Source organism: Brevundimonas sp. ALps5, assembly GCF_058681645.1.
The window spans coordinates 1,232,476-1,250,781 of the sequence record NZ_CM178744.1 but is presented as its reverse complement, the minus strand read 5'-3'; the positions used below and the strand labels follow the sequence as shown (position 1 = coordinate 1,250,781).

The window sequence follows — 18,306 nt, the reverse complement described above, 5'->3', positions numbered from 1 at the left end:
ACAGGCGTCAGGCTTGTCGAGGGGCGGCGCGTGGGGCGCTGCCGGAGCCTTCCGTTTCGGGAAGGACGGCGGGCTTACCGATGCCGCCGCAGGTCCTTTTCGACGCCGCGGAGCCTAGCCTCTCCGAATGGCGCCGGCAATCGACCTCGGCGCCTTCGATTCGGATCACGCCGCGTAACACCGGCTTTTCGCGCAACCCCGCGCGGGCTAAAGCTTTTTCGAAGGACCGATCGGGGCGCAAGACCCGGCGGCGAGGACAGCAAACAGGACGGGGAAACGCATATGGCGCGAGTGGCTCTGGTGACCGGCGGAACGCGCGGCATCGGCAAGGCGATCGTTCAACGGCTGAAGGAAGACGGCATGTCCGTCGCCGCCGGCTATTCCGGAAACACCGAGGCCGCCGAGGCCACCGCGCGCGAACTGGGCGTCATGGTGGTCAGGGGCAATGTCGGTTCCTTCGAGGACTGCGCCCGCGCGGTCGCCGAGGTCGAGGCCGAGCTGGGGCCCATCGACGTCCTGATCAATAACGCCGGAATCACCCGAGACGGCTTCTTCCACAAGATGAGCCACGACCAGTGGTCCGAGGTCATCCGGGTCAACATGGACTCGGTCTTCAACATGACCCGCCAGGTGATCAACGGCATGCGCGACCGGGGCCATGGCCGGATCGTCAACATCTCCTCGATCAACGGCCAGAAGGGGCAGATCGGCCAGGCCAACTATTCCGCCGCCAAGGCCGGGATGATCGGCTTCACCAAGGCCCTGGCGCTGGAAAACGCGCGCAAGGGCGTGACCGTCAACTGCATCGCCCCCGGCTATATCGACACCGAGATGGTCGGCGCCATGGACCAGAAGGTTCTGGATTCCATCATCGCCCAGATCCCCGTGGGACGGCTGGGCAAGGGCGAGGAGATCGCCGACATGGTGTCCTGGCTGACGGGCGAACGTGCCGGATATGTCACAGGCTGCACACTCAGCCTGAATGGCGGCCAGTATCTGGTCGGCTGAACACAGCGGCGCCCAAAATCCGCCGCGCCAAGCTTGCACCGATAAAGGCATGAAGTTGCAATGGGTCGAGACGGCGACAGCGCCGCTTTCGGCGACGATGGCGTTCGTCGCCCTCGTCGCTTCGACCCTCCTTGCCGGGGCGGCGCCCGCTGACGCCGAAGCCCAGGTCCGCACCAACGCCCAGGCCGAACAGTCGCGCAGCCTCGGCCGGGGCGCCGCCCGCACCCAGCCGGAGAGCGGCCGCTATGTCGCCGAGACGGGCGAGAGCTTCGTCTTCGACCGCTCGGGCCCGCGCCCCCTGTTCCGTTTCGCCAGCCGCAACGAGACCTGGGCCCTGACGGCCCGTCCGGCCCCGCGCGGCGACATCATCTATCGCAACGATGCGGGCGATCAGATCCTGCGCGTCACGCCGGACGGGGGGATGACCCTCTATTCGGTGCGGGCCCCGAACGGCTCGCCCGCCTCCATGACCGGCCCGGCGCCGGCGCTGGAGCGGCCGCTGCTGGGCCCGATCCAGCTGTCCAACCTGATGGTCCAGCGCAGCTTCCTGATGAGCCGCGCGCTCGGCCGGATGATCAGCGTCCAGCTGGACGGCGAACAGGACGAGGGCCTGTGCACCGACGCCCTGATGGTGACCACAGACGCCATCCTGCGCATGGCCGCCTCTCCGGCGCTGCGGGCCCAGCTGAACGGCCTGCAGACCGTGACCATCACCGAGGGTCGATCCAGTTCGGTGACCTATACCAACGGCGAGCTGCGGGTGACGGTGCACCCGAACCAGGGTCCGACCGGCCGTCCGTCCTCGGCCCGGATCATCCAGGCGATGCGCCGCTAGTCAGCCCTGGAAGCCGTCCTTGGCCGCCCGCCGGACGCCGAAGTCGGCCGCGTCGGCTGCGCGCAGGAAGGGATTGAAGGCCTTCTCCACAGCCAGAGTCGTCGGCTCGGTCGGTTCGCCGCGCTCGCGCATGGCGAAGATCTCGTCCGCATGGGCCCGCATCTCCGGTCGGTCGTCGATCGACAGGGCGAAGCGGGCATTGGCGGCGGTGTATTCATGGGCGCCGTAGAGGACGGTGTCGTCAGGCCAGGCGGTGATGGCCGCGAAGCTGGACCACATCTGTTCGGCCGTGCCCTCGAACAGCCGGCCGCAGCCGAGCGGGAACAGGGTGTCGCCGACGAAGGCGATGCCATCCTTGGCCGAGCGATAGAGGATATGGCCGAGCGTATGGCCGGGCGCGGCCGTGACCTGAAACGCCGTCTCGCCCAGCATCACCGTCTCACCGCCCGAGAGGACGCGATCCAGCGGCGCGATGCGGCGGACTTCCTCGGGACCCCAGATCTCGCAGCCGGTCGCGGCCTGGATCGCGGCGTTGCCGCCCGCGTGATCGGGGTGCCAGTGGGTGTTGAGGATCAGGTCCAGCCGGCCCCAGCCCAGCCGCTCCAGCTCCGCCAGGATGGCCTCGGCGTCGGGGGTGTCGACCGTGGCGGTCATGCCGGTCGCCGCGTCGCGCAGCAGGAAGCCATAGTTGTCAGACAGGCAGGGGAAGAGGTGGACGGTCAGGGCCATGGAGGGTCTCTGGAGGTGGGGCGACGAATGCCGTCCGAACGCATATAGTGCGCCCCATGCGTCGCAGCATCGAGGATCTTCGCGCCTTCTACGGCGAGCCGACCGGGGCCCTGGTGCGCCGGCTTCTGGCGCGGCGTCTGGAGGACGCCTGGGGCGAGGCGACCAACTGCGATGTTCTGGGGATCGGCTATCCTACGCCCTGGCTGGACGCCTTCGTCGGCGCGCGGCGGGTGGTCGCCGCCATGCCGGGCGGGCAGGGGGTCGAGCTCTGGCCCGCCGCCGGTCGCAACCGCACCCTTCTGGTCGACGACAAGCGCCTGCCCTTTGCGGCGGGCGCCTTCGATCGCATCCTGATGATCCATGCGCTGGAGGAGGCGGATGATCCGGCCCTGATGCTGACCGAGGCGGTGCGGGCGCTCGCGCCTGCCGGGCGGATCATTCTGGCGGCCGCGGCACGCGGCGGCCTGTGGGCGCGCGCCGAGGCGACGCCGTTCGGCCATGGACGGCCCTTCACCCGGGGCCAGCTGGAGCGGCTGGTGCGTTCGGTCGGGCTGGAGCCGACGGCCTGGTCCCAGACCCTTTACACCCCACCGTGGCGGCCCCTGCTCGGCATGGCGGACGGAATCGAGCAGATCGGCAAGACCCTGGCGCCGGGGACGGCGGGGGTGATCCTGCTGGAGGCCTCGCGTCAGGCCTATGCCCGTGTCCGGCCCGGCGGCTCGGCCGTGCGTGTGCGGGCCACGCCCGATCTGGTCCCCCAACCGGCGTCGCGAAGCCACAGGTCAGCGGGTGAAATGGAGTCCCGGACCGGCGGCGGTCTGGATGCCCCGTCCAAAGCACCGTAAAGCCGGGCCATGCACCGTCTTATCCTGATGCGACACGCCAAGACCGAGCGCGCCGCCGCCTCCGGGCTCGACCGCGACCGGTCGCTGACCGACCGTGGCCGCGCCGACGCCGCCCTCATGGGCCGCGTCCTGGCGGAGAAGGGGCTGAGACCCGACCTGGCTTTGGTCTCGACCTCGACCCGGACGCGCGAGACCTGGGAGGTGCTGCAGGAATCGTTCGGCGACGTCGAGGTGCGGCTGGAGCCCACCCTCTACAACGCCCCCCAGGAGGTCATCCGCCGCTTCGTCGAGGGCGCGGAAGAGGAAGCCGGCTGCCTGCTGGTCCTGGCCCACAATCCGGGCGTCCACATGCTGGCCTATGAATATCTGATCGAGAGCGCGGCCTCGCCGAGCGTGATGGACAAGATGGCCGGGGGCTTCCCCACGGCGGCCGCGGCGGTGTTCGAGGTCGATGTGGCCGGACGCTGCGCCTATGACGGCTATCTGATCCCCAAGGCTTTCGGCGGCGGCGCGGACGAATGACGGCTCACCCTGACGAGGCCTTCAAGGTCGTCGATGCGGCCGAATGGGCCGAGGCCGAGGCGGCGGGCGCCTATGGCGGGTCGGCGGTCGATCTGGCCGACGGCTATATCCATCTCTCGGCTGAGGACCAGCTGGCGGGTACGGTGTCCAAACACTATGCGGGCCGCGAGAACCTGCTGCTGCTTACGGTGGACCTGACGGCCCTGGGCCAGATCCTCGTCTGGGAACCCTCGCGCGGCGGCGCCCTCTTCCCCCACATCTACGGGCCCCTGCCGGTCGAGGCGGTGACGGCGAAGGCGGCCTTTTCGGTCGACGCCGACGGCGGCATGGTCTTCGCATGAGCGGCGTGACGGACATGGCTGCGGCCCTGCTGCGCAAGCTCGATCCGGAGACCGCGCACGGCCTGGCGATCAAGGCCCTGCAGGCGGTTCCCCTGCCGACGCCGCCCGCCGACGACCCGATCCTGATGACCACCATCGCGGGCCTGACCCTGCCCAATCCGGTCGGTCTGGCGGCGGGGTTGGACAAGAACGGCGAGGCGCTGAACGGCCTGTCGAAACTGGGCTTCGGCTTCGTCGAATGCGGCTCGGTCACGCCAATGGCCCAGGCCGGAAACCCGAAGCCGCGCCTGTTCCGGCTCAGCGAGGACCGGGCGATCATCAACCGGATGGGTTTCAACAACGCCGGACTGGAGGCCTTCGCGGGGCGCCTCGGCGACCGCAGGCCGGGCCCGGTGGTCGGGGCCAATCTGGGGGCCAACAAGGACACCGAGGACCGCGCCGCCGACTATGTGGTCGGACTTCAAAGGCTGGCCGGCCTGGCCGACTATTTCACCGTCAACATCTCCTCGCCCAACACCCCGGGGCTGCGCGCCCTGCAGGGGCGCGAGGCGCTCGATGACCTGCTGGGCCGGGTCGCAGAGGCGCGGCCGAATGTCGCAGGCCGAAAGGCGGCGCCGGTCTTTCTGAAGATCGCGCCTGACCTGACTGCGGCCGAGATCGCCATGATCGTGGAAGCCGCCATCGCCCACGACATCGACGCCCTGATCGTCTCCAACACCACCCTGGACCGGCCGAACCTGAAATCGTCCGATGCCGGAGAATCCGGGGGACTGTCCGGAGCCCCCTTGAAAGACAAGGCCTTGCACGCGCTTCGCGACGCCGCCGCCGCCGCGGGCGGACGTCTGCCGTTGATCGGCGTCGGGGGCATCGCCTCGGGCGAGGACGCCTATGCCCGCATTCGCGCGGGCGCTTCGGCGGTGCAGCTCTATTCGGCCCTGATCTATGAGGGGCCGGGTCTGGTCGGGCGGATCAAGCGCGATCTGGCCCAGCGTCTGCGCGCGGATGGATTTTCCAGCATTTCCGAGGCAATTTCGACCTGACGTTGACGGAGCGTTAGGGCCGAAGGGTCATTGTCCCGCGATCGGAGGCGCGTACTCGCCTCGGCCGGGGACCCGCATGTCGGAGGTTTCTATCCAGACCACCGCCGAGCGTTGGCAGCCGGCCGTGCAGCAGCGCCGCAAGGCCCTGCTGCAGCGCCTCGGCATGGGCGCGGCCACCGCCATGATCTTCAGCCCCCTGTTCGGCTGGGAAGTCAGCGCGGCCTGGATCGTCGTCTATTTCGCCGTCCAACTGCTGGACCTGGCCATCTTCGCCCCCCTGAACGCCGGCCATCCGGAAAAGATGGGCCCGCTGCGCGTCTTCGCCGGCGGGGTCATGCTGTTCCTGAACGCCGCCAGCTTCGGCAGCCTGTCGATCGCCCTGTGGCTGTTCGGCGGCCCGATGGGCGGTGTCTGCGCCGCCATCGTCCTGGCGTCCGGCGCGATCTACGGCGTGGTCAACTCGCCGCGTTCGGCCGAGGTCCTGGTCATCACCATCGCCCCCCACTGCCTGTACATGGCGATGATGCCCTTCTTCATGATCGCCAACGGGGCCGAGCCGTCCTTCGTGACGGCGGTGGCCATCTCGGTGGTCGTCTTCATCGCCTATTGCGTGTCGACCTGGCGCAGCATGAACGAGGCCTATGAGGCCGAAAGCCGGGCCCGGATCGACGCCGAACGGCGCGGAATCGAGGCTGAGCGCGCCATGGCCAGCCGCTCCGCCTTCCTGGCCGCCATCGGCCATGACCTGCGCACGCCCATCGGCGCGATCATGACCGGGGCGGCCGAGATGGACCGCATCGCCGGCGATGCATCCACCCGCGCCAACGCCGCCCTGATCACCGACGCCAGCCTGATGATGAAGGGGCTGCTCGACAATCTGCTGGATCATTCCAAGCTCGACGCCGGCCGGATGACGGTCGAGGTCGCCGACTTCAACCTGCGCGCCATGCTGGCCCAGACCCTGCGCCTGTGGGCCGGTCCGGTCCGGGCCAAGGGACTGTCGCTGCGCGTCGAAGGCGCCAGCGAAATGCCCGACATGGTGCGCGGCGACGCCATGCGCCTGCGTCAGGTGCTCAACAACCTGGTCTCCAACGCCCTGAAGTTCACCGATGCGGGCTCCATCACCCTGCGCCTGAAGGCCTGGGCCGAGGAGCCCTCGGGCCACGCCATACTGATCGAGGTCCAGGACACCGGTCCCGGCATGACAGCGGCCCAGCTGCTGCGCCTGTTCACCCCGTTCGACCAGACCGCCGAGGGCATCAGCGCCCGCCACGGCGGCACCGGCCTGGGCTTGGCCATCAGCCGCGATCTGGTCGGCCTGATGGGCGGCCGCCTGACCGCGCGCAGCCTGCCGGGTCAGGGCGCCTGTTTCACCCTGTCACTGACCCTGGCGCCAGCCATCAATCCCGAGGCGGTGGTCAAGGTTCTGGATGCCGACAGCCGCGCCGACGTGGCCCGGGTCCTGCGCCCCGCCGAGGTCGTCCGCGCCGAGGCCCAGCCCCGGCCGGAAGCGAAGCCCGAACCCGTCACCGCTCCGGTCCTGGAACTCCCGGCTGAACCGGCCGTCCAGCCGGGGAGCGCGGTGGAAGCCCTGCTGGTCTCTCTCCTGCCCGGCGGAGCCGCCGTCGAACCGGCGCCGGCCCTGGAAGGGCCTGCAGAAGGGTCTGATGAGGTCGCGCTCGAGGCCCCGACCGTGGAGGCCGTCTTCCCGGTCGAGGACGCCGCCGAGACCGTTGTGGACGAGGAGGACGACCGTCCGCTGCGGGTTCTGGTGGTTGACGACCACGACATCAATCGCCGCGCGGTCGAGCTGATCCTGGCGCCCCTCGGCTGCGACATCTCCACCGCCGCCGACGGCATGGCCGCCCTGCGCCAGTGCGAGGCCGCCGCCTTTGACGTCATCTTCATGGATGTGCGGATGCCGGAGCTGGACGGGCGTGAGACCACTCGCCGTCTGCGCGCCGGCCAAAGCCCCAACGCCACGACCCCGGTCATCGCCGTCACCGCCGATACGGCGCCCGACGACATTGCCGCCTGTATGGCTGCGGGTATGGATTATTTCGTCTCCAAGCCGCTGACCCCGCCGGCTCTGCTCGGGGCCCTCCAGCAGGTGCTCTCGGCGACGGAAGAGGCCCAGACCGTCGCGGCCTAGACACGGTCGGGCGGTCTGATCTCCGCGATCAGGTCACGGGCGAAGTCCGGCGCCTTCATCGCGCATTCCCAGACAGTGACCACCCGCCAGCCCTGTGCGGTCAGGGCCGTGGCATTGCGCGCGTCGCGGTCGCGGTTGCGGCCGATCTTGGCGATCCAGTAGTCGGCGTTGGCCTTGGGCTGACGCGCGCCGCGCGCGCAGTCGTGGCCGTGCCAGAAACAGCCGTGGACGAACAGGGCCACGCGCCGGCCCTTCATCACCACATCGGGTTTGCCGGGCAGGCCCGCGCCGCCCAGCCGATAGCCGATGCCGGCCCCGCGCAGAATGCGGCGGACGGCCAACTCGGGCGATGTGTCCTTGCCCTTCACCCGGCGCATGACGGCGCTGCGTTTCTCGGGCGAATAGACGTCGGTCATATCAGGCGCCGCCCGTCCGGCGAGGGCCGGACGGGCGGCCTCCGGATCAGAGCTGCGCCAGCAGGTGCTCGGCGGACGACACCTTGAACTCGCCGCCGGCCTCGATGTTGAGTTCGGTCACGACGCCGTCCTTGACCAGCATGGAGTAGCGCTGCGAGCGCTCGCCCATGCCGAAGCCACGCGCGTCCAGCGTCAGGCCCAAAGTGCGGGTGAAGTCGCCCGAGCCGTCGGCCAGCATCAGGATGTCCTCGGCGCCGTCGGTGGCCTTGGCCCAGGCGCCCATGACGAACGGGTCGTTGACCGACAGGCAGGCGATGGTATCCACGCCCTTAGACTTCAGCTCGGCGCCGTTGTCGATATAGCCGGGCAGGTGGCGGGCCGAGCAGGTCGGGGTGAAGGCGCCGGGAACGGCGAACAGGGCCACGGTCTTGCCCTTGAAGATCTCGTCCGTGGTGATCGGCTTGGGGCCGTCCGGGGTCGGGGTGCCGAGGGTCGCGGCCGGGATGGTGTCGCCGATCTGGATGGTCATGGGTGTCTCCAAGGGTTTGGTTGGAAGCCGTGGCTCCAGAAGCGCAGATAGGCCCGCACGGTTGCGTCGCCAAGCCGCAAACGGGCGCCGCGGCTTGCAAAGAAGGCTCGTCGCACCGATCATTCGTCACATGGACGCTTTCCAATCCCTCGTCGGACGACTTCTGGTCGCGATGCCGGGCATCGGCGACGACCGGTTCGAACATGCGGTCATCCTGGTCTGCGTGCATGAGCCCGACCACGCCATGGGTCTCAGGCTCGATCTGCCCGCTCCCGCCGTGGATCTGAAGTCGGTGCTGGCCAAGCTGGAGATCCCGGCGCCCGACAGCGCCGCAGGCCGTCCCGTGATGGACGGAGGGCCCGTGGACCGTGAGCGCGGCTTCGTCCTGCACACCGATGACTGGATGTCGCCCGAGGCCAGCGTCGGCTTCTTCAGCGGCCTGGCCATGACCGGCACGAAAGACGCCCTTCTGGCCATGACCGACGTCGCCACCGGACCGCGCCGGTCCAAGCTGCTGCTCGGCTATGCCGGCTGGGGCGAGGGCCAGCTGGAGGACGAGCTGGGTGAGAACGTCTGGCTGACCGCCGACGCCGACATGGACCTGATCTTCGACGGCGACCACGAGACCAAATGGAGCCGGGCGCTGGCGCGGCTGGGCGTCAATGCGGCCTTCCTGTCGGGGCAGGCTGGGCGGGCATAAGAGGGTCGACCATCAGCCCTCAGTGACCGCGTGAGATGCGGCGGCGGGTGGCCGTTTCCGTGATGGTCTTCTTTTCAGTGACGCCCTCGGCGTCGGTGATCTCTGTGGACGTGGTCCGGACGCGCCGGACGACACGACCCGTGTGATCCGTCTCGTAGCGGAGGGTGATCGTGCCCGATATCCGGTCGGCATTCCGGTTCGCCAGCGCCTGTTCCAGACTGACCGGCGCGCGGGTGATTTCACCGACGATGACGTCGCGCTCCGCAAGCTCGCGTCGAACCGCGGCGGGGTCGATCTGCATCTCGACGAACCAGGCGGCGCTACGGCTCCCCGCCTCGCGCCGCCATGGCTGGGGGGCCAGTACGCCCGGCTCCTCGTGCAGGCCGCCTTCGACCAGATCGCCCGGCCTCATATCGTACCGCGCCAGGGCCGGGAGGATCGATTGGGGGTCGCAGTCGATCTTGAAGGCGTTCCAGGTGAAGATCCATTGACCGCACTGTTCGCGGGTCATGTCGCCCGCCTTCAACCAGGGATCGACCCGGGTTTCCATCTCTGCGGCGTTCGTCAGCTGGAGGGGGCCTGTGACGGGCTTCAGAACCCGCGCGGGAAACTGCCAGTTCGAGGCCCGGTCCGCCTCGGTGGCCTTGGCCGGGAGATCGAATACCAGTTCGACGTCGCCGCCGTGGATGGCCACGACCCGTTCGGTGAGGGCGTCGATGTCGGTCGAGCTGCCTGAGGATCCATTGTCGCTCTCCGATCGGGAGCGGGCGTCCAGACGAACTTCATAAACGTCGCCGACGCGATCCTCGACCGGCGTCGGGCTTGCCGAGACATCGGGCGTCTGGCCGAGAAGCGTGAAAGCGATGGCCAGAAGTCGCAGCATGGAGTTCCCCTTCCGGCCAATGCCGGTTCGTCACTCTCGCCCGTAAACGACCTTGCCGTCCACCACGGTCAGGACCGCATGGCCGTGGGGGATCTCAGCCGCCGGGACGGTCATCAGGTCGATGTCGAAGGCGGTGAAGTCGGCGCGTTTGCCGACCTCGATGGTGCCCAGCTCGTTTTCGCGGAAGGACGCATAGGCCGGCCAGAGGGTGAACATCTTCAGGGCCGTCTCACGCGACACCGCCTCCTCCGGATGCCAGTCGGGGCCCTGGAAGCCTTCCAGATCGCGGCGGGCGACGGCGGCGTAGAATTCGATCAGGGGATCGCCGCGTTCGACGGGCGAATCCGAGCCGCCGACCACGATGACGCCGAGGTCGACCAGGCTCTTCCAGGCATAGGCGCCGTTCAGCCGTTCCTCGCCCAGACGGGCCGGGGCGAAGTGGAAGTCGCCGATGGCGTGGCTGGGCTGCATGGAGGCGATGATCGGCAGGTCGACGAAGGCCTGATAGTCGGACGGCCTCAGGATCTGGGCGTGTTCGATGCGCCAGCGGATATCGGTTCCGCCCTTCCAGTCGCTGCGGGGGACCTCGGCCATGGCCTGACGGTACCATTCGATCACCGAGCCGTTGCCCCGGTCGCCGATGGCGTGGGTGGCGACCTGGATCCCCGAGCGCAGGGCGCCCTCGTAGATGGGCACGATCTCGGCGGCGTTGGTCTGCATCAGGCCGCGCGTCTCGGGCGCGTCCGAATAGGGGTCGTAGAGGGCGGCCCCGCGCGAGCCGAGCGCGCCGTCGGCATAGAGTTTGATCGCCCGGGTGATGATCCGGCCGTCGGCGACGCTACGCGGGCCCGAGGCGAACAGGGCCTGGGCGCCGTCGGGGGTGACGGAGGTGTAGACGCGGATCGGCGCCTCACCGGCCTCGGCCATCTGCTCCAGCAGGGGGATGTCCTTCCACGGCGCGCTCATGAAGTGGACGCCGGTCCAGCCATAGGCGGCCTCGACCCGGAAGCCGGCCTGATAGGCGGCGCGCAGGGCGGCTGGGTCGGCCTGGGGCCTCAGGTCCTCGACGAGCGACATGGCGGCGTCCAGCAGGAAGCCGGTGGGCTTTCCGGAGGCGTCCCTGGCGATCTCCCCGCCTGCCGGAGCCTGCGTCGTCTCATTGATGTGGGCGGCGGCGAGGGCTGCGGAGGAGGCGGTCACCGCATGGCCGTCGGCGCGGCCCAGCAGGACGACCCGGCCGGGGGCGGCGGCGTCCAGATCGGCGGCGGTCAGGAAGCGGGGTCCGTTGGCGCTTTCGGGCCAGCGGGTCTCGATCCAGCCGCGGCCGATGATCGGCCCGTCCGGATGGGCGGTGGCCCAGGCGCTGAGCCGGGCCATGGCGTCGACGACCGAGGTCGAGCCTTCGAGGTTCAGCGTCAGCTCACGCCAGCCGATGCCGTCCAGATGGGCGTGGCCGTCGGTGAAGCCGGGAAACAGGGTCGCGCCCTTCAGATCCACGACCGGGACGCCGGGGGCGGCGGGGAGATCGGCGGCCTTGCCGACGAAGGCGATGCGGCCGTCACGGACCAGAACCGCCTCGGTGGTCACGTCGCCGGGCAGGCCTGTGTGGATGGTCCCGCCGCGCAGGACCATGTCCTGGGCAAGGGCGGGCGAGGCGCAGGCCGCCAGCAGGGCGGCGAGAGCGGGGACGGTGGACCTGGGCATCGCGACGGCTCCTGTGAGGCGCACAGGGGTATCGGGTCCCGGGGCAAAGAAAAAGGGGCGGTCCGTTTCCGGACCGCCCCCTGATCGTCTTGACTGCGTTTCGTCTTAGAAGGCGACGCGCAGGCTGGCCATCATCGTGCGCGGAGCGCCGACCTGGGCGAACGGACGGCCGTAGCCGGGTTGGCCCGGGGTGGCCGAGGTCACGGTGCCCAGCGAGCCGTAGTAGTCTTCATCAGTGATGTTGATGATGTTCAGCTGCAGGTAGGTGCCTTCGAAGCCCAGCGACGAGAAGTCGAAGCGGGCGTCGACGTCGGCGGTGGTGTAGGAGTCATCCTTCAGGTCGTTGACGTCCGAGAGCCAGCGCTCACCGACGTACTTGGCCTGGATGCCGGCCGAGAAGACTTCGTTGAACTTGTAGTCCAGACGCAGGCTGTACATCTGGTCCGGGGTTTCAACGAGTTCCTTGCCCTTGGTGGCCGCGACGGTGGTCGAGGTCAGGACGTAGTCGCTCAGCAGTTCCGAGTTGGTGAACGAGGCCGAGGCGTAGACCGACAGGGCTTCGGTCGGCGACCAGCCGATCGAGGCGTCCAGACCCTTGATGTCCACGTCGCCGACGTTGCGGTCGACGAAGTAGCCCAGGACGTCATCGTAGGTGTTCACGATGCGGTTCTGGTACTTGTTATAGTAGCCCGCGATCGAGGCCACGACGGTCGGCGACGAGTAGCGGTAGCCGAGGTCGTAGTTGGCCGAATGCTCGGGTTGAACGTTCGGGTTGCCGACCGAGCCGTCCGCCAGACGCAGGACCGTGTACAGGCTGTCCGTACGCGGAGCCGAGAGGTTTTCGGCGTAGGAGGCGAAGATCGAGTGGCCTTCACCGAAGCGGTACAGGGCCGAGACGTTCGGCAGAACGTCGTCGTACTTCTTCTCGGCGGTGTAGGGACGGATGTACTGGGTCGTCGAGGTGCCGAAGGTCACGTTGCCGTTGGCCAGCGGGGCGTTCGGGGTCTCGGTGGTGCAGCGGACGTTCGACGAGGCGTTCTGCGAGTAGCAGTACTGGTTCAGTTCACGCTTGAAGAACGGAGCGCGGACACCGAGGTTGATGCGCAGGGCGTGGTCGAAGAAGTAACCGCGGTACTCGACCGCGAACTGGTTCAGTTCGGCGACCGACTTACGGTCGCGGGCGCGCAGCTGGTAGCCGTCCAGGTTGGTGATGATGTTCGTGTCGCTGTCGCGGCCGCCGAACGGGTTCACGTAGGTGGGGTTGGCCGGATCCGAGAAGTTGATCAGGCCGTAGATGCCGGTCTGACGGTGACGACCCCAGTCCAGGGTGTAGGCGCCGCGGATGCGGTGATCGTCGTTCAGATCCCAGATCAGCGAGGTGTTGACGCCGTAGCGGTGGGTGTTGGTCACCGACGGGTTCATCACGCGGACGGTGTCGAGCGTGTCGCCGTCCTTGTTGATGTCAACGCCGGCCGTAGCGGTGGCGGCGCCGCTGGTGCCGCGGATCAGGGCGTCACGTTCCGAGATGGTCGTGTTCTGGGTGCCGCCGTCGGCCAGGGTGTACTGGAACGAAGGGTCGAAGGTGAAGGTCAGGCCGTGGCCCAGGGTGATCTTCGACTGGCCGCGGATGTTGCCCGTGTTCGACGGGTTGACGCGCAGGCCGTAGTAGGCGGTGCCGTTCGAGTCCACGTCGGCGGTGCCGTTGCGGAAGGTCGGGGCGGTGTAGGTCGGCGTCAGGTCGACGTTCCAGCCGAAGGCGTTGGTCGGGTCATTGACCTGATCGACGCAGACCTGGGTCTTGGCGACGTCGCAGAAGCCGGTGGCCGTGCGCAGGTTCGGGCCGAGGTAGTTGTTGTTGCGGTTGACGTTGTAGTGCGCCGACAGCGACATGAAGTCGCCGTTGTCGCCCAACGGTTGATAGACGCGGAAGTTGTACTGGGTCTTGCGCAGTTCGCCCAGGCCCTTGAACTTGTCGTATTCCTGCTTGGAGACGGCGAACCAGGCCGAGGTGCCCCAGGGGCCGAACTCGCCGGTGTCGACCAGGCCCATGATGCGGCGGTAGCCGAAGTCACCCAGCGAACCCTGGACCCAGCCGCCGAAGTCCGAAGCCGGACGGCGGACGGTGTAGTTGATGGTGCCGCCGGTCGCCGAGGCGGTCGGGCTGTCGACGTCGGTGGTGCCGGTGTTGACCGAGGCGCGCTCGATCAGTTCCGGGTCCAGCTGCTGGTTCGAATAGGTGGCGTAGTTGCCGGTGTCGTTCAGCGGAATGCCGTCGAAGGTCAGCGAGACGCGGTTGCCGTCGAAGCCGTGCAGACGGATGTTGCCGCCCGACGAACCGTAGGGGTCGTTGTTGGTGAAGTTCAGGCCGGGGGTCAGGTTCAGGGTCTGCAGGATGGTTTGACCCGCGGCCTGCTTGCCGATGAACTCTTGCGTGATGGTGTTACGCGACTTGCCGGCGTCCTCGGCGACGATGGCGCCGTCGATGGTGCGCGGGCCGCGCGTTCCGGTGACGATGACCTGTTCGACTTCGGTCGCTTCCGTACCGGTCGATTGGGCGGAGGCGGCGCCGGCGATCAGCATGCCGGTAAAGAGGGCGGAGGTCGCCCAGAACACGCGTTTGCGGTTCATCATTGTATCTGTATCCCCAGATGAATGCGGGCAAGCGGGCCCATGGCCGTCAGATGGCTGACCTGACGAAATCTTGCCCCATCTAGTTCGGCTCTTGTAACGTCGGACGACAGTGATGTGACAGTGATATGACAGCGCCACAGGGTTGCCCCTCGGCCACAGTCATTAACCTGTCACTGTTCCTTGAACAATGTCAGGAACTTAAGCGCCCCAGATCGCTCTCAGCCGCGCGGCGCGGCCACAGAATCGCGAATAACCTGCATAGCGGACCGGATTCAGCCGTGCAAAATCCTGGTGATAAGCCTCGGCCGGCCAGAACCGCCCCGCGTCCCGCACCGGAGTGACGAAACGACGGGCGCCGATGACCGCTACGGCGGCCTGACGCGAGGCCTCGGCAATGGGCTTCTGGGCCTGGGTGGCGAAGACCGCCGTGCCGTAGGCCGGGCCGGTGTCGCAGAACTGGCCGCGCGCGTCGGTCGGGTCGATGGTGCGCCAGAACCGGTCGACCAGCTGCCGATAGCTGATGCGGGCGGGGTCGAAGGTGACCTGGACCGCCTCGACATAGCCGTTACCGGCCTCGACGGCCTCATAGGTGGGGCGGGGCGTGGTTCCGCCCGCATACCCCGACACGGCGCTGACCACCCCGGGGATGTGTTCCATATTGGACTCCACCGACCAGAAGCAGCCGCCCGCGAAAACGGCGACCTCGCGCCGGCCGCTGTCTCGAGGCGCCGGAGACGGCGTCTGACCGCCCGTGCGGCCCGGTGTCTGGTCTGATGTCTGGCCCGACGTTTGGGCGGAGGCGGGCGTTTCGCCCTGGGAGCAGGCGGCGGCGACGACGAGGGCCGCGGCGGCGATCAGGCGGAAACGGAAAGACGTGACGGATGAAGACGAGACGGGCATGGCTGTGCTCCCGGCGTTGACGGACCGGCGCCGCCTCGGGCGGGCGCCGAAATCAGATACGTCCGAAAGGCCTGGCCGGATACATCACGGGCCGGCGGGGCGGCGGGCTCGGATCGATCTGGCTCAGATCGATCCGGCCCGGGTCTCGAAGACCGTCGCCAGAGCCAGGGCCGTCGGAAGCATGGAGCGCGGCTCGTGATAGTTGCCGTTCACCTGGGACCGGGCGATCACATGGGCCCGGAAGCGGGTGAAGAGGTCCTTGTCGGGCGTCGAGGGCGCCGACCAGAAGGCGTCAAGCGGCTGTTGATCCGTGAGGCCCTCGAAATCGAAGAAGGCCTGGCCGAGGACCTTGACCGGAGTCTGGAAGCCCAGGGCAGACAGGGCGGCGCTGGAGTTGTTGACCACCATGCCCATGGAGGCGCGGCACAGCTGGGCGAGGTTGCCGCCGTCGATGAAGTCGACGCGGTCCGCCAGCCCCCGCTCCTCGGCGAGCACGCGGGTGATCTTCGCCAGGTCGATCAACCCGGGATCGAGCGGATGGTTCTTGACCACCAGCCGGGCCTCGGGCGGAGCGTGTTCGGCGAAGCTGTTCATCACCTCGGCGAGGAAGGCGGTGTTGTCGGCGAACCGGGAATAGCGCAGCAGCTGGGCGTCGCCCTCGCGCTGCAGGCAGGCGATGAAGAAGGGGCCGCGCCGGGCGATGACGTCGGCGTCGCTGCGGGCCCGGGACTGGAAGGCCAGTCCGAAATACCGGCGGATATGTCCGGCGCACTGCAGCCACGGCGCCTGGGTGTAGGGTGCGACGTAACGCGGGAAGAGCCAGCGTCCGGGCAGCTGTATCAGGTGGTAGGCGCTGATGTTGAGCACGTGATACGGCAGGATCCGGCCGACCGGCCGGGTTACCGGCGTCTCGGGAATCGGCGGCTCATAGGCCAGGCGATGACGGGGCAGGGCGCTGGAGGAATTGACGCCGTTGCGTTCGACGGTGATCCAGTCGGGCCGGAAATAGCCGTTCTCAAGAACCCAGACGCGCACCCCAAGCGTGGCGGCGTCGCGCAGGACGGCCTGATTGTAGGGGCCGCCTTCGCCGAAGACGATGACGTCCGTGTAGGACGGCAAAAGCGCCTTGAGCCGGTCCGGCCACTGGGTCGCCCGGTCCTTGAAGTGGATCGCGCCCGGCCCACGCCAATAGAGGACGTCTCCGGCGTTGAAGAGCATCCGGGAGACGTCTGCGCCGCGCGAGCGCAGAGCCTCGGCGAGGACACGGCCGAACGGACCGAACGGAGCCGTGACGATCAGGAAGCGCCGACCCGTCAGCCCAGCGGTCCGTGCGCCCACCTGAACGGGGGCGGGGGCTTCGGGATAGTCGGGATCGAGGCTGGCAAGCAAACCCGTGGACTTTCTGAGTTCTGCGCTGGGGTCGCTCTTAGTAGAGCCCCATCTCATCCGCTGACAAGGCGGCTCTCGCATGGGTCGTGGGAAAGATGGCGATTCCGTCAAGCTTGCGCCGAAATGGTGACGCTTCACACGCCTGCCCCGCACCAGAATGCTTCGATTTCCCATTCGGTTCCGGCCCGCGAGGCGATGGCGGAGGGCGGCGGAAAAGGCGATTCAAATGCAAAACCCCCGGCCCCGCTTGCGCGGGACCGGGGGTTCTGAAGTCTTCGACATTCGAAGACCGTCGGGGCCTGCGGGAGCAGGCCCCTCGGGACTTAGAAGTTGATGTCGATGGTGGCGCGGCGGTTCAGCGGCTCGCGGACACCGTCGGCGGTGGCGCGGGCCAGCTGGGTTTCGCCCTTGCCGTCCAGCGAGATCACGCCGCCGGCGACGCCTTGAGCGACCAGGGCGTCAGCCGTGGTGCGGGCGCGGCGGTTCGACAGGCCGACGTTGTAGGCGGCCGAACCCGAGGTGTCGGCGTGACCGACGACCAGGATACGGGTCGGACGGCCCGACTTGGCGTAGTTGGCGGCGGCGGTGATCACGTCGCGGGCCTGAGCGGTCAGGTCCGAGCGATCCCAGTCGAAGTAGACCACGAACTGACGGGCGACCGGAACCGGAGCCGGGGCCGGACGCGGGGCCGGCGGCGGCGGCGGGGGAGCCGGCGGGGCCGGCGGAGCGACGTACGGCGGCGGGGGCGGCGGGGGGGCTTCCGGCTCGGCGCCGAAGGCGTACCGCAGACCCAGGGTCACGGTGTGGCTGTTGTCGTAGTCGCCCGCGAAGGTGCCCTGGTTGTAGGCCGCGACCGAGGTGGTCGAGGCGAACTCGGCGTCGCCGGTCAGGTAGCGGTAGGTCAGGTCGATGTTGGCGCGGTCCGAGATGGCCCAGGCCAGACCGGCGATGGCTTGCGCGGCGAACTTGGTCGAGGAGTCGTCAGCGGCGAAGCCGACGGCACGGTTGTTGCGCAGGCGACCGATGACGTCGGTGTTGACGTGGTTCACGCCGGCGCCGATGCCGACGAAGGGACGAACGCCCCAGGCCGAATAGCCGAAGTCATAGATGACATTGGCCATCAGGGTGGTGGATTCGATGTCGCCGTCCGGCGAGGTGCAGGGGCCGGTGGCGGGCACCAGGTTGCAAACGCCGTTGGCGCCGGAAATGGCGCGGACCTTGCCGACGTCGCCCGAGCGGTAGCCGCCCTCGACTTCAACGCGCCAGTTGGGGTTGAAGCGGTAGCCCAGACGGGCGAACGCGGCCCAGCCGTCGTTGACTTCGAAGTTCCAGTTGTTGCCGGTCGTCTGGGATTCGGCGTTGATGCCGTCTTCCATGTGGTGGTAGCCGGCGTCGACGGCGCCGTACCAGCCGTCGGGCTCAGCCGAAGCGGCGCCGGCCGACAGCGCGATCGCCGCAGCGGCGCTGGACGCCAGAAAAACAGTTTTAATACGCATGGGTGTGAGCCCTCCGCAGCCAATATTGTTTCATGCGGCGGTCTCACCGCCTGAGGCCTTCTAACAGCGTTGCCATTGCAGGTCGAGCCGATATCGGCGGTATTTCCCAGTGGCGGCTGGACCGTGACGCTGAAGCTACACGGCAAAATCCTGCTCTGGTTCCGAGGGTTCCGGGCAAGGAAAGGC

17 protein-coding genes are annotated in these 18,306 nt (G+C 68.3%); 8 read left to right on the top strand and 9 right to left on the bottom strand.

The annotated features are described in order from the left end of the window. The first annotated feature begins 282 nt into the window (after window positions 1-282). Both phbB and ACW172_RS05930 read left to right on the top strand, forming a co-directional pair. Window positions 283-1,008 carry an acetoacetyl-CoA reductase gene (gene phbB / locus ACW172_RS05935; RefSeq protein ID WP_492034264.1) on the top strand — a complete coding sequence of 242 codons (726 nt, stop codon included), beginning with the start codon at window positions 283-285 and terminating at the stop codon, window positions 1,006-1,008. A gap of 49 nt (window positions 1,009-1,057) precedes the next feature. Next, window positions 1,058-1,843 (top strand): DUF4908 domain-containing protein, encoded by a 786-nt coding sequence (locus ACW172_RS05930; RefSeq protein WP_492034263.1) that lies wholly within the window; start codon window positions 1,058-1,060, stop codon window positions 1,841-1,843. Here ACW172_RS05930 and gloB read toward each other — a convergent pair whose 3' ends face one another. Further along, window positions 1,844-2,572 carry a hydroxyacylglutathione hydrolase gene (gloB, locus tag ACW172_RS05925; RefSeq protein WP_492034262.1) on the bottom strand — a complete coding sequence of 243 codons (729 nt, stop codon included), beginning with the start codon at window positions 2,570-2,572 and terminating at the stop codon, window positions 1,844-1,846. Between the two features lie 56 nt (window positions 2,573-2,628). Between gloB and ACW172_RS05920 the strand changes: the two genes are divergently transcribed. From ACW172_RS05920 to ACW172_RS05900, 5 genes are all read left to right on the top strand, one after another. Next, entirely contained in the window at window positions 2,629-3,417 is a 789-nt protein-coding gene (locus tag ACW172_RS05920) for a class I SAM-dependent methyltransferase (protein ID WP_492034261.1), read from the top strand. A 9-nt stretch (window positions 3,418-3,426) separates the two neighbouring features. Beyond that, window positions 3,427-3,939, top strand: coding sequence for a SixA phosphatase family protein (locus ACW172_RS05915; RefSeq protein ID WP_492034260.1), 513 nt, complete (start codon window positions 3,427-3,429; stop codon window positions 3,937-3,939). Beyond that, window positions 3,936-4,280, top strand: coding sequence for a DUF952 domain-containing protein (locus ACW172_RS05910; protein ID WP_492034259.1), 345 nt, complete (start codon window positions 3,936-3,938; stop codon window positions 4,278-4,280). The genes ACW172_RS05915 and ACW172_RS05910 overlap by 4 nt, the downstream gene beginning before the upstream one ends. Continuing rightward, window positions 4,277-5,320 (top strand): quinone-dependent dihydroorotate dehydrogenase, encoded by a 1,044-nt coding sequence (locus ACW172_RS05905; RefSeq protein WP_492034258.1) that lies wholly within the window; start codon window positions 4,277-4,279, stop codon window positions 5,318-5,320. Before ACW172_RS05910 ends, ACW172_RS05905 begins: the two co-directional genes overlap by 4 nt. 76 nt (window positions 5,321-5,396) lie before the next feature. Then, entirely contained in the window at window positions 5,397-7,472 is a 2,076-nt protein-coding gene (locus ACW172_RS05900; RefSeq protein WP_492034257.1) for an ATP-binding protein, read from the top strand. On the opposite strand, the gene ACW172_RS05895 is transcribed toward ACW172_RS05900, so the two are convergent. Next, window positions 7,469-7,888: a very short patch repair endonuclease gene (locus tag ACW172_RS05895; RefSeq protein ID WP_492034256.1), complete on the bottom strand. Its 420-nt coding sequence runs from the start codon at window positions 7,886-7,888 to the stop codon at window positions 7,469-7,471. The genes ACW172_RS05900 and ACW172_RS05895 overlap by 4 nt on opposite strands. 46 nt (window positions 7,889-7,934) lie before the next feature. Next, on the bottom strand, window positions 7,935-8,417 hold the full coding sequence (locus tag ACW172_RS05890) for a peroxiredoxin (RefSeq protein ID WP_492034255.1): 483 nt from the start codon (window positions 8,415-8,417) through the stop codon (window positions 7,935-7,937). A 130-nt stretch (window positions 8,418-8,547) separates the two neighbouring features. Here ACW172_RS05890 and ACW172_RS05885 point away from each other — a divergent pair, with 130 nt between their 5' ends. After that, complete coding sequence (locus tag ACW172_RS05885) at window positions 8,548-9,117, top strand: YqgE/AlgH family protein (RefSeq protein WP_492034254.1); 570 nt, start codon at window positions 8,548-8,550, stop codon at window positions 9,115-9,117. Window positions 9,118-9,136: 19 nt separating this feature from the next. Here ACW172_RS05885 and ACW172_RS05880 read toward each other — a convergent pair whose 3' ends face one another. From ACW172_RS05880 to ACW172_RS05855, 6 genes are all read right to left on the bottom strand, one after another. Further along, window positions 9,137-10,000, bottom strand: coding sequence for a hypothetical protein (locus ACW172_RS05880; RefSeq protein WP_492034253.1), 864 nt, complete (start codon window positions 9,998-10,000; stop codon window positions 9,137-9,139). A 30-nt stretch (window positions 10,001-10,030) separates the two neighbouring features. Next, complete coding sequence (locus tag ACW172_RS05875; RefSeq protein ID WP_492034252.1) at window positions 10,031-11,704, bottom strand: amidohydrolase; 1,674 nt, start codon at window positions 11,702-11,704, stop codon at window positions 10,031-10,033. 105 nt (window positions 11,705-11,809) lie between these two features. Continuing rightward, window positions 11,810-14,332 carry a TonB-dependent receptor gene (locus ACW172_RS05870; protein WP_492034251.1) on the bottom strand — a complete coding sequence of 841 codons (2,523 nt, stop codon included), beginning with the start codon at window positions 14,330-14,332 and terminating at the stop codon, window positions 11,810-11,812. 201 nt (window positions 14,333-14,533) lie between these two features. Then, a complete protein-coding gene (gene msrA, locus ACW172_RS05865; protein ID WP_492034250.1) occupies window positions 14,534-15,235 on the bottom strand; it encodes a peptide-methionine (S)-S-oxide reductase MsrA in 702 nt (233 codons plus the stop codon). Window positions 15,236-15,358: 123 nt separating this feature from the next. Continuing rightward, on the bottom strand, window positions 15,359-16,624 hold the full coding sequence (locus ACW172_RS05860; protein WP_492034249.1) for a capsule polysaccharide biogenesis protein: 1,266 nt from the start codon (window positions 16,622-16,624) through the stop codon (window positions 15,359-15,361). 323 nt (window positions 16,625-16,947) lie between these two features. Then, entirely contained in the window at window positions 16,948-18,114 is a 1,167-nt protein-coding gene (locus ACW172_RS05855) for an OmpA family protein (protein ID WP_492034943.1), read from the bottom strand. Between the last annotated feature and the right edge of the window lie 192 nt (window positions 18,115-18,306).